This window comes from Gemmobacter nectariphilus DSM 15620 (assembly GCF_000429765.1).
Lineage (GTDB): Bacteria > Pseudomonadota > Alphaproteobacteria > Rhodobacterales > Rhodobacteraceae > Wagnerdoeblera > Wagnerdoeblera nectariphila.
The window spans coordinates 130,384-141,518 of the sequence record NZ_AUCM01000007.1 but is presented as its reverse complement, the minus strand read 5'-3'; the positions used below and the strand labels follow the sequence as shown (position 1 = coordinate 141,518).

The window sequence follows — 11,135 nt, the reverse complement described above, 5'->3', positions numbered from 1 at the left end:
CAGCCAGACGAGGACGACCCGTGGCCAATTCCATCACCATCGCCGGTCGCCAGATCGGCCCCGATCATCCGCCGCTGGTCATTGCCGAAATCGGCATCAACCATGGCGGGGATCTGGCCGTCGCCAAGGAGATGGTGCGCCTTGCGGCCCTGTCGGGCTGCGAGATGGTCAAGCACCAGACCCATATCCTGGAAGACGAGATGACCGACGAGGCCAAGGCGATCTTTCCGCCCAATGCCGATGTCTCGATCTGGGATGTGATGGCGGGCTGCGCGCTGAGCCTTGATGAGGAAGCCGAGCTGAAGCGCTATACCGAAAGCTTGGGGATGATCTGGATTTCCACCCCGTTTTCCCGCGCGGCGGCCGATTATCTGGAAACGCTGGATGTGCCCGCCTACAAGATCGGGTCGGGAGAGGCCGACAACCTGCCGCTGATCCGCCATATCGCCCGCAAGGGCAAGCCGGTGATCCTGTCCACCGGCATGCAGACCATCGAGACGATCCGCGCCAGCGTGCAGATCCTGGAAGATGCGGGCGTGCCCTATGCGCTGCTGGAATGCACCAACCTCTATCCCAGCCCGCCCGAGATCGTATCCTTGCGCGGCGTGACCGATCTGAAGGCGGCCTTCCCGAAGGCGGTCGTCGGGTTTTCCGACCATTCCATCGGGCCGGAAATGGCGCTGGCCAGCGTGGCGCTGGGGGCCTGTATCCTGGAGCGGCACTATACCGACACGCGCTATCGCAAGGGGCCGGACATCATCAATTCGATGGACCCGTCGGAACTGCGCCATCTGATCGACCGCTCGCGCGAGATCTGGATTGCGGCGAACAACCCCAAACAGCGCACCGCGCCCGAAGAAGATGTTTACCGCTTTGCCCGCGGATCGGTGGTGGCCGATGCCGACCTGCCCGAGGGCCATGTGATCCGCGAGCAGGACATCTGGGCCCGCCGCCCCGGATCGGGGGAAATCCCGGCCTATGATTTCGACAAGGTGGTCGGCAAGCGCCTGACCCGTGCGGTGACGCGGAATACCCAGCTGAAATGGGGGGATCTGGGGTGATCCCCAGCTGGAAGGTCAAGCGCGAACTGGCCCGGCTGGGCCAGCAGTTGCGCGCGATCCCCGAGGCGATCTGGGAGCCGCTGGCCTATGGCCGCTATGACCGCCGCTTTCCGGCGGATCTGACGATCCGGCCGGGCCAGGCGGCGCCTTCGGGCGATGTGGCGCTGGTGCTGATCTATCCGCGCCCGGTGCTGCCCGACAGCACGGTCAACCTGTGCCGCAGCCTGGTCGCCGCCGGTTTTGCCCCGCTGGTGGTGTCGAATGCGCCGCTGGATGCGGCCGCGCAGGCCCGGCTGGCCCCCCATGTCTGGCACCTGGTCGAACGGCCGAACATCGGCCATGATTTCGGCGGCTACCGCGACGGGATCCGGCTCTTGTGGCACTGGAACCTGAGGCCGGACCGTCTGCTGATCCTCAATGACAGCGTCTGGCTGCTGGACAACGATGCCGGCGCGCTGGTGGCGCGGTTGCAGGCGGCGGGCGGCGATGTGGCGGGGTCCATCCTGCGGGTCCGGGGGGACGAGCGGTTCCTCGAATCCTATTGCTATCTGATCGGGCGCCATGCGCTGCAAAGCCCGGCCTTTCGCAGCTACTGGCAGCGGCTGCGGCTGACGTCGAACAAATACAAGGTCATCCGCCGGGGCGAGCGGGGCCACAGCGCGGCGCTGATCGCGGGCGGGCTGCGGCTGGTGCCGGCCTTTGACGAGGCGGCCTTTCGGGCGGGGCTGGAGACGCTTGACGACGACCATCTGGCACAGGTGCTGCGCTTTGCCGCCTGGCCAGGCCCGCAGGATGCGGCGGCGGCCGCAGATCTGGCGGCGCGGTCGCACGAACCTGGCTGGCGCGCCGAGGCGCTGGCCCTGATCGACCGGACCTTGCCGCGCGGGCAGTTCTACAGCCTGTTCCCTGTCGCGGCCCGCACGGGTCTGGGCTATCCGTTCCTGAAGCGATCAGGTGATCGGGTGGCGCAATCCTGGCGCCGGGCCTTTCTGGCCGGGGTGCGGGCCGGGGCCATCCCCGCACCCGAACCGGCCATTCTGGCAGAACTGGACGCGCGGGTTGCGAAAGACGCCTGATTGCCGCATGACCATGCGGTGCCGCGAGCTGCGACGGAGCCATGGATGAAGCAGACAGCCAGCCTGACCTATCCGTTCCGCCGGTTCTGGACGACGTTGCCCTTTCACGGGCTGCGGGTGCCGATCCGGGGCGCCCATGTCAGCAAGCCGGTGTGGAAGCACGTCTGGCGCGGCGATTACGAATGGCCCGAACTGCGCGCGCTGTCGGCGTTGATGCGTCCCCAGGATCGGGTGCTGGAACTGGGTCTGGGCATGGGGCTGGTTTCGGGCGTGATGGCCAGGCGCCATCCTGCGGCGCGCTTTGTCAGCTACGAGGCCAACCCGGACATGCGCCCGGCGATCGAGCGGCTGCATCAGGCGAACGGCATCACCAATGTCGAGGTGCGTTCGGCCATCGTCGCGCCGCTGGATCAGGGCGCGACCCGGCGCTTTCGCCTGCACCGGCATTTCACCGAAAGCTCGCTGGTCGCGGCATCCGCCGACATGGCCGAGGTCGATGTGCCCGTGCATGACCCGGCAGCGGTCATGGCCGAGGTGCGCCCCGATCTGCTGGTCTGCGACATCGAAGGGGCCGAGGAAGAGCTGATCCCGATCCTGCCCATGGCGGGGCTGCGCGCGGCGGTGATCGAGCTGCATCCCCATATTGTCAGCCGCACGGGCATGGCGCGGATCTTTGACGCCTTTCTTGATGCCGGGCTGGTGCCGGTGGTGGAACAATCCTTCGAAACCGTGGTCGCCTTTGAGCGGGTCGATGCGCCATGACCCGCCAGCTGCTGTTCCTGACCGGCACGCGCGCCGATTTCGGCAAGCTGGAACCGCTGGCGGCGGCGGCCCGCGATGCGGGCCACCGGGTGACGTTCTTTGTCACCGGAATGCACATGATGGACCGCTACGGGCTGACCGTGAACGAGGTGCGCCGCATGCCCGGCACCGCGACGCATGAATTCCTCAACCAGCGCATGGGCGATCCGCAGGATATCGTGCTGGCGAAAACCGTCACCGGCCTGTCGGACTATCTGGCCGAGAACCGCCCCGATCTGGTGGTGATCCACGGCGACCGGATCGAGGCGCTGGCCGGATCGCTGGTGGCTGCCACCAACTATATCCGTTCCGCCCATGTCGAGGGCGGCGAGGTCTCGGGCACCATCGACGAAGTGTTCCGTCACTGCAACACCAAGCTGTGCACGCATCATTTCGTGTCCTCGGAGGCCGCAAAGCGGCGGGTGATGGCGCTGGGGGAACCCGAAGGGTCGATCCATGTCATCGGCTCGCCGGAACTCGATTTCCACGCCGGCCCCTCGGGGGTCACGCTGGATGAGGTGCGGGCGCGCTATGGCATTCCCTTTGCCGATTACGGGATCGCAACCTTTCACCCGGTGACATCCGAACAGGCCACGATGGGGCAACAGGCCGCCGATCTGTTCGGTGCGCTGGAGGCGTCAGGGCGCAATTTCGTGGTGATCGCGCCGAACAACGACCCCGGATCCGAGGGGATCTTCGCGGTGATCGGCGCCTTGCCGCAAGATCGGTTCCGGGTGCTGCCCTCGATGCGGTTCGCGCATTTCTCCGAGCTGATGAAACATGCCGCCTGCGTGGTGGGCAATTCCAGCGCCGGGGTGCGCGAGGCGCCGTTCCTCGGCGTCCCCTCGCTGGACATCGGCACACGGCAAAGCAACCGGGCCGAGGCCGGGTCCGTCACCGCCTGCGCGGCAGCGGACGGGGCGGCGATTGCCGCCTTCCTGTCCCGCGAATGGGGGCGCCGCCACCCGCCGCACAAGGGCTTTGGCGAGGGGCGGGCCGCCGACCGCTTTGCCGCCGTGCTGGCCGATCCGGACTTCTGGGGGCGGGGCCTGCAAAAGGCCTTTCAGGACATTGGCTGACGGGCGGGCTGACCGGGCGGTTGATCGGGCCCCCAAGGGCCTTTTGCTGCGCGGCTATCTGCTGGCCGCCCGCGCGCTGCCGCTGATTGCCCCGACTGTCCTGCGCCGCCGCCTGGCGCGCGGCAAGGAAGACCCGGCCCGCTGGCGCGAGAAACTGGGGGAACCTTCGCAGCCCCGCCCCGAGGCCCCGGTGATCTGGCTGCATGCCGTGGGGCTGGGCGAGGTGCTGGCCCTGCGCGGGCTGATCGCGGAAATGGCCGCGCAGGCCCCCGATGCCGAGTTTCTGGTGACCTCGACCGCGCGGTCCTCGGCGCTTGTGATGGCGGCCAACCTGCCGCCCCGCACCCGCCACCAGTTCCTGCCGCTGGATGCGCCGCGCTATGTGGCCCGGTTCCTTGATCACTGGCGCCCCGTGCTGTCGGTCTGGGCGGAACAGGAAATCTGGCCTGGTGCCGTGGTTGCCGCCCATGCGCGCGCCATCCCGCTGGCCATGGTGAACGCCCGGATCACCGCAGCCAGCCATGCCCGGCGTGCCCGTGTCCGGGGGCTTTATGCCGATCTGCTGGCGCGCTTTGCCCTTGTCCTGGCGCAGGACCAGGGCACGGCGGACCGGCTGGCCGATCTGGGGGCGCAAGGCGTGCGCATTGGCGGATCGCTGAAACCCGCCGCGCCGCCGCTGTCGGTCGATCTGGCCGAACTTGCCCGCCTGCGCGCGGCGCTTGAGGGCCGCAAGATCTGGGTCGCCGCCTCGACCCATCCGGGCGACGAGGCCGAGGCGCTGGCCGCCGCCTTGCCGGACCGGCTGCTGATCCTGGCCCCGCGCGACATTGGCCGGGCGGATCAGATCGCGGCAGATCTGGCCGCGCGCGGGCTGCCCTTCGTGCGCCGCAGCCAGAGCGATCTGCCGGGGCCGCAAACCCGGGTCTGGCTGGCCGACAGCTTCGGCGAACTGGGCCTGTGGTATCGGCTGGCCGATACCGCGCTGGTCGGCGGCGGGTTCGATGTGATCGGCGGGCATAACCCGTGGGAGGCGGCAGCGCTGGATACGGCGGTGCTGCACGGGCCGGATGTGGGCAATTTCGCCGCCGATTATGCCCGGCTGGACCAGGCGCAGGCCGCCCGCCGGGTCGCGCCCGGCGAATTGGCCGCCGCCCTGCAAGACCCCGGCCTGCCCGCCATGGCCGCCCGCGCCCGCGCACTGGTTGCAGCGGCGCAGGGCAGCCTTGCACCGCTCGCCGCCGACCTTCTGGCCCTGACGAGGCATCCATGACCCTGCGCCTGTTCCTCTGGCTCTGGTCGGCGCTCTGGACCGCCGGGCTGCCGCTGATCCTGATCTATCTGCGCCGCCGCGCCCGCCGGGATCCGGCCTATGGCGCGCATCTGGCCGAACGCTTTGGCCGCTACCCCCGGCCGATGCCCGGCGCGGTCTGGGTCCATGCCGTCAGCCTTGGCGAGCTGCGCTCGGTCGTGCCGCTGATCCGCGCGCTGCTGGCGCGCGGGGACCGGGTCGTCGTCACCCATTTCACCCCCGCCGGCCGGGGCGAGACCGAGCGGGTCTTTGCCCCCGAAATCGCCGCAGGCCGGGTGCAGGCGGTCTGGGTCCCGCTGGAAACCCAATGGGCGTATCGCGGCTTTTTCCGCGCCTTTCGGCCCCGCTATGGGCTGGTGATGGAAATCGAGATCTGGCCGCGCATGGTCTTTGCCGCCCGCGCGGCCGGGGTGCCGCTGTTCATGTGCAATGCGCAATACCCCCGCCGCTCCATGGCGCGGGACGCGCGGGGCCTGCAACTGCGCCGCCAGGTGATGCGCGGCTTTGCCGGGGCGCTGGTGAAATCGGACATGCAGGCCGACCGTTTCGCCGCGGCCGGGGTGCGCAACATCGCGGTGACCGGGGAATTGCGTTTCGACCAGCCGATCCCGCAGGCGCTGGTATCGGCCGGCCTTGCGGCGCGGCGCTGGATCGGGGCGCCCGCCCGCGTCATCACCATCGCCAGCGCCGTCGAAGGCGAGGATGACACCTACCTTCAGGCCATCCATGCCTTGCGCGTCCATCATGCCGCCCATGGCCTGCCTGCGCCGCTGATCGCCTATGTCCCCCGCCGCCCCGAGCGGTTCGACGAGGTCGCCGCCACCTTGCGCGGGGCGGGCCTGTCGGTGCTGCGCCGCTCCAGCCTGGGCCCGGCCTTTGATCCGGCCAGCTGGGGCGCGGCCCCGCAAACCCCCGATGTGTTTCTGGGCGATACCCTGGGCGAGATGTATGGCTACCTTGCCATGGCCGATCTGGTGGTGGTCGGCGGCGGCTTCACCCCGGCGGGCGCCCATAACATCATCGAGCCGCTGGCCATGGGCAAACCCGTGCTGACCGGCCCGGTGACCTGGCCCATCGAATACCCCTTTGCCGAGGCCGAGGCGGCCGGCGTTGCCCGGTCCGTCCCCGATGCCGCAGGGCTGGAACAGGCTCTGATCGGCGGTTTCGAGCCTGATCCCGCGCAGATCGCCGCGTTTTTCGCCGCCCATGCCGGCGGGGCAGAACGCACACTGGCCGCGCTGCCCGAGGTTCTGGCACGGGCGCAGGCGGCAAGCTAGGCGCCCCGGCCGACCCTCGGGGCTGGGCACCTAGGACCCCGCCAAAGGCTCCCCTGCCCCGCAGCCGAAAAGCGCCCCGCCCCCTGCTTTGCCTTTTTCCAAATACCCAAAAACGCCGGGGCCAGGCGCTGCCCCCGCCTAGATCGCCATCGCGGTGGCACCCTCGAACCGGCGCGCCTCCCAGGCGCTGGCAATCAGCAGGCTGGACGCTTCCATCCGGTCAAAGCGCGGGCGCAAGGGATCCTCGGGCAGCGCCTCGCCGGCCGCCAGCACCAGAAACTCGCGCATGGCGGACAAGAACATGTCGTTGCGCTCGAAGGGGAAGTCCTGCACCCCCTGGCCCTCTCCGGTCAGGATGGTCAGGCGCGAGGCCAGAAGATCGGCCTCGATCCGCCGGGTCAGGCCGGAAATCACCAGCCGCCGCACGAAAACCGGCGAGAGGTAATCCATCGCGATCCGCCCCGCCGCGCCCGTGGGCGTGGTGACATGCAGGCTGGTCGCGAAATCCACCCCCGGAAAGCCCGCATGGCCCAGGGACCGCACATCGTGCAGCCGCAGCCCCGCAAACAGCGCCTGCACCAGATCGACCTCGTGGCACAGATCCAGCAGCACCCCGCCGCCTTCGGCCCGCGCGGCATAGCTGTCGGCGAACCGCCAGTTGGCGCGCCATTGCCGCACATCGTGGCCGATCTCGGCATGGATGCGGAAGGTGTCCGACAGATCCATCGCCGCCAGCGCCCGCACCACCGGATGCCAGCGCATCATGAAGCCGACCATGGACCGGGCGGCCACCGGGGCGGCGGCGGCATGGATCGCGCGTGCCTGATCCACCCGCCAGGCCAGCGGCTTTTCGGCATAGAACGGCCAGTTTCTGGCCGAACAGAGCCTTATCAGCTCCAGCCGGATCGGGGTTTCGGTGGCGATGACCATGGCGGCAATATCGTCACGCGCCGCCAGCGCCGCCCGGTCAAGGCTGCGCCAGGGCAGCAATTCCACCCGCGCCCCCAGCGCCGCCAGATTGCCGGCATGGCGCTTGCCGATGGATCCGGCGCCGATGACGGCGATCACGCCCTCAGGCATCACCATGCCGAGAAACCGCCATCCACGTTGATCAGCTGGCCGGTCATGTAGCCGGCGGCGGGGCTGGACAGGAACAGCATGGCATCGGCGATTTCATCGGGTTTCGCCATCCGGCCCGCCATGATGAGTTCGCCCACCCGGCGCTGGAATTCCTCGGAATGGTTATTGAACACCGCCCCCGGCGCGATCGTGTTGACCGTCGCCCCCCGCGCCGCCCAATAGCCCGCCAGCCAGACCGTCAGCCCGTGAATCCCCGCCTTGCTGACCCCATAGGCCGAGAAATTCTTGAACGGCATCCCGTCATAGATTTTGTGATGCGCCCCGTTCAGCGCATACATGGATGCCACGTTGATCAGCGTGCACGGCCATTTGCCGACGATGTCGCGGTCCATCTGCCGCGCCACCATGAAGGGCGCGGTCAGGTTGGTGCGCATGGTGCGTTCCCAGTCGCTGACCGAGATATCGGCAAAATCCGGAAACGGCTTGCCCGCGCCCATCAGCAACTCGCCGGTGATCGCGGCATTGTTCAAGACCACATTGGGCTGCCAGCCATCGGCCAGGATGCGGGCGAAGATGCCCGTCACCTGATCTTCGTCGGACACGTCCAGATCGTAGAAGCGGAAATTCGGATTGCCCTCATGCGCGGCCTGCAAGGCCTCGGCCCGCGCGCCCGGCAGATCCGATCCGATCACCCGGGCCCCCGCAGCCAGCATCCGCCGCACATAGGTCGACCCCAGCACCCCCCCCGATCCGGTAATGAAGATCGTGCGGCCCGACAGGTCGGATACGGGGTCAGCCATGATGTTCTCCTTTCAGGCGCTCGGCCATCATCCATTCCACCAGCCGGAAATCGAAGGGCGTGTCGATGTCGACACAGCGTTCGGGCGGCATTTCAAAGGGGATCACCCGCCCCTCGTAGATGGTCTTGGCCCGGCGCAGGTAATCGGGATCGACCACATAGGTCGAGGCCGCATGTTCCCAGACCTTGGGCGCGGCCTGGCGCGACCAGACGCCGCCGGGCAGTTCCTTGGACACTTTCAGCCCGCCCTGATCGTTCAGTTCCACCAGGTTGAAATAGGGGTTCTTGCGCGCCTCGCACACGCTCATCACCATGTCGGGGCGTTCGGCAAAGAACAGGTCAAGCGCGCCGTCGATATCCTCGGGCAGCCGCAGGGGCGATGTGCAGTCAAGATCCAGAAAGGCGCTCACCGGCTGGCCTGCCACCGCCTCTCCGGCCGCCAGCGCATGTTGCCACACGCCCCATTTCGGCGCCGCATCGGTCGCCAGGTCCGCCGGGCGCAACCCGATCTTCAGCGCGCCCTTGGTCACCGCATGGTCATAGATCTGCGGATCATCCGTCGAGACCACCACCGCGCCCACGCGCGGATTGGCCAGCAGCTGGTCGAGCGACCAGTCGATCAGCGGCTTGCCGCAGAGCATGCGGAAGTTCTTGCCCGGAACGCCCTTCGATCCCTTGCGGGCGCCGATATGGCCAAGGATCATCGGTTGTCTCCCTTGTGGTCCCTGCCGTTCTTCTACCGCTTTGGCCGGGGGCGTTCCAGCACCCTGCGCGGGGCGGGAAAGCCATGGCGCCGGGGCGGCGGCAGGCTTATGTAAGGGCAACCTGCAAGGGGGATCGGGCTTGAGCGCATCGAACGACCACAGCATCACCGCCGCCCGCGTGCTGCGGACCGAGGGCGAGGCGCTGCTGGCGCTGGCCGCCGCGCTGCCGGCCGATCTTGGCCCCTGTGTCGAGGCGATACTGGCCTTGCCCGGCCGGGTGATCCTGGGCGGCATCGGCAAGTCGGGGCATGTGGCGCGCAAGATTGCCGCGACCCTGGCCTCGACCGGCACGCCCGCGTTCTTTGTCCATCCGGCCGAAGCCAGCCATGGCGATCTGGGCATGGTGATGCCGGGCGATCTGTGCATCCTTCTGTCGAACAGCGGCGAGACGGCGGAATTGCGCGACATGGTGGCCCATTGTGCGCGCTTCGGCATTGCGCTGGCCGGCATGTCGCGCAATCCGGGCAGCGCGCTGATGCAGGCCGCCGATTTCCGGCTGACCATTCCCGACCTGCCCGAGGCCTGCGCCATCGGCATGGCGCCCACCACCTCGACCACGCTGATGATGGGCCTGGGCGATGCGCTGGCCGTCGCCCTGATGGAGGCGCGGCGGTTCCGCCCCGAGGAATTCCGCGCCTTTCATCCGGGCGGCAAGCTGGGCGCCCAGCTGACCCCGGTGCGTCAGGTGATGCACGGGGCGGACAGGCTGCCGCTGGTGGCCGAGGATGCGCCGATGTCGCAGGTGATCCTGACCATGACCGCCGGGGGCTTCGGCATTGCCGCCGTTGTGGGGGCCGATGGCCGTCTGGCCGGTGTTGTCAGCGATGGCGACCTGCGCCGCCACATGGCCGGGCTGATGGACCGCCGCGCCGGCGAGATCTGCAGCCGCGCCCCCGTCACCGCCGCCCCCGACATGCTGGCGGCCGAGGCGCTGGCGCTTTTGAACCGCAACAAGATCACCGTGCTGATCGTCTGTCAGGACGGGGTGCCCGTCGGCATCCTGCATCTGCACGACCTTCTGCGCCTTGGCGTGATGTGAGGACGACATGACCGCGCAAACCGTGCCCCCCCGAACCGTGACCATCGGCGATATCGCCATCGGCGGGCAGGCCCCCGTCGCGCTGATCTCCGGCCCTTGCCAGCTGGAAAGCCACGCCCATGCCCGGATGATCTGCGAGGGCCTGCTGGAGGCCTGTGCGCCGACCGGCACGCGGGTGATCTTCAAGGCCAGCTATGACAAGGCCAACCGTTCCAGCCTGTCGGGCACCCGCGGGCTGGGGATGGAGGCGGGGCTGCGGATCCTGTCGGACATCCGCGCCGAATATGGCGTGCCGGTGCTGACCGATGTGCATGAACCGGGCCATTGCGCGATTGCCGCGCAGGCGGTGGATGTGCTGCAGATCCCGGCCTTTCTGTGCCGGCAGACCGATCTGTTGCTGGCGGCCGGGGAAACCGGGCTGGCCATCAACATCAAGAAGGGCCAGTTCCTTGCGCCCTGGGACATGAAACATGTTGCCGCCAAGGTGGAATCGACCGGCAACCAGCGGATCCTGCTGTGCGAGCGGGGCACCTCGTTTGGCTATAACACCCTGGTCACCGATTTCCGCGGCCTGCCCACCATGGCCGAAACCGGCTGGCCGGTGGTGTTCGACGCCACCCATTCGGTGCAGCAGCCGGGCGGCCTGGGCGGGGCATCCGGCGGGCAGCGGCAGTTCGCCCCGGTTCTGGCACGGGCGGCCTGTGCGGTTGGCGTCTCGGCCCTGTTCATCGAAACGCACGAGGATCCGGACCGCGCCCCCAGTGACGGGCCGAACATGATCCCGCTGGCGGAAATGGGCGCGCTGATCGCCCGTCTGCGCGCCTTTGATGCGCTGGCCAAGGGGATCTGA

The 11,135-nt window shown here is 68.5% G+C and carries 11 protein-coding genes; 8 read left to right on the top strand and 3 right to left on the bottom strand.

Features of this window, described 5'->3' with window-relative positions:
• Positions 1–20 precede the first annotated feature (20 nt).
• The 6 genes from G481_RS0108800 to G481_RS0108775 are packed head-to-tail and all read left to right on the top strand — an operon-like array spanning position 21 to position 6,603.
• A complete protein-coding gene (locus G481_RS0108800; RefSeq protein WP_281171643.1) occupies positions 21–1,061 on the top strand; it encodes an N-acetylneuraminate synthase family protein in 1,041 nt (346 codons plus the stop codon).
• The gene (locus G481_RS0108795; RefSeq protein ID WP_154664561.1) at positions 1,058–2,137 is read left to right on the top strand and encodes a hypothetical protein; all 1,080 of its coding nucleotides are present in this window, start codon (positions 1,058–1,060) and stop codon (positions 2,135–2,137) included. Before G481_RS0108800 ends, G481_RS0108795 begins: the two co-directional genes overlap by 4 nt.
• A 45-nt stretch (positions 2,138–2,182) precedes the next feature.
• Positions 2,183–2,899 carry an FkbM family methyltransferase gene (locus G481_RS23290; protein ID WP_051294405.1) on the top strand — a complete coding sequence of 239 codons (717 nt, stop codon included), beginning with the start codon at positions 2,183–2,185 and terminating at the stop codon, positions 2,897–2,899.
• Positions 2,896–4,017 (top strand): UDP-N-acetylglucosamine 2-epimerase, encoded by a 1,122-nt coding sequence (gene neuC, locus G481_RS0108785; RefSeq protein WP_028029712.1) that lies wholly within the window; start codon positions 2,896–2,898, stop codon positions 4,015–4,017. Before G481_RS23290 ends, neuC begins: the two co-directional genes overlap by 4 nt.
• The gene (locus G481_RS0108780) at positions 4,010–5,287 is read left to right on the top strand and encodes a 3-deoxy-D-manno-octulosonic acid transferase (RefSeq protein WP_051294404.1); all 1,278 of its coding nucleotides are present in this window, start codon (positions 4,010–4,012) and stop codon (positions 5,285–5,287) included. The genes neuC and G481_RS0108780 overlap by 8 nt, the downstream gene beginning before the upstream one ends.
• Entirely contained in the window at positions 5,284–6,603 is a 1,320-nt protein-coding gene (locus G481_RS0108775) for a 3-deoxy-D-manno-octulosonic acid transferase (RefSeq protein WP_051294403.1), read from the top strand. Before G481_RS0108780 ends, G481_RS0108775 begins: the two co-directional genes overlap by 4 nt.
• A gap of 138 nt (positions 6,604–6,741) precedes the next feature.
• Here the strand turns inward: G481_RS0108775 and G481_RS0108770 are convergent, their stop codons facing one another.
• Genes G481_RS0108770 through G481_RS0108760 form a run of 3 tightly spaced genes read right to left on the bottom strand, consistent with a single transcriptional unit; the run spans position 6,742 to position 9,186 of the window.
• The gene (locus G481_RS0108770; protein ID WP_028029709.1) at positions 6,742–7,689 is read right to left on the bottom strand and encodes a Gfo/Idh/MocA family protein; all 948 of its coding nucleotides are present in this window, start codon (positions 7,687–7,689) and stop codon (positions 6,742–6,744) included.
• Complete coding sequence (locus tag G481_RS25065; RefSeq protein ID WP_051294402.1) at positions 7,683–8,483, bottom strand: SDR family NAD(P)-dependent oxidoreductase; 801 nt, start codon at positions 8,481–8,483, stop codon at positions 7,683–7,685. The genes G481_RS0108770 and G481_RS25065 overlap by 7 nt, the downstream gene beginning before the upstream one ends.
• On the bottom strand, positions 8,476–9,186 hold the full coding sequence (locus G481_RS0108760) for an acylneuraminate cytidylyltransferase family protein (RefSeq protein WP_028029708.1): 711 nt from the start codon (positions 9,184–9,186) through the stop codon (positions 8,476–8,478). Before G481_RS0108760 ends, G481_RS25065 begins: the two co-directional genes overlap by 8 nt.
• Positions 9,187–9,325: 139 nt before the next feature.
• On the opposite strand from G481_RS0108760, the gene G481_RS0108755 reads away from it, so the two are divergent.
• Positions 9,326–10,285, top strand: coding sequence for a KpsF/GutQ family sugar-phosphate isomerase (locus G481_RS0108755; RefSeq protein ID WP_028029707.1), 960 nt, complete (start codon positions 9,326–9,328; stop codon positions 10,283–10,285).
• Positions 10,286–10,292: 7 nt separating this feature from the next.
• Positions 10,293–11,135: a 3-deoxy-8-phosphooctulonate synthase gene (gene kdsA, locus G481_RS0108750; RefSeq protein WP_028029706.1), complete on the top strand. Its 843-nt coding sequence runs from the start codon at positions 10,293–10,295 to the stop codon at positions 11,133–11,135.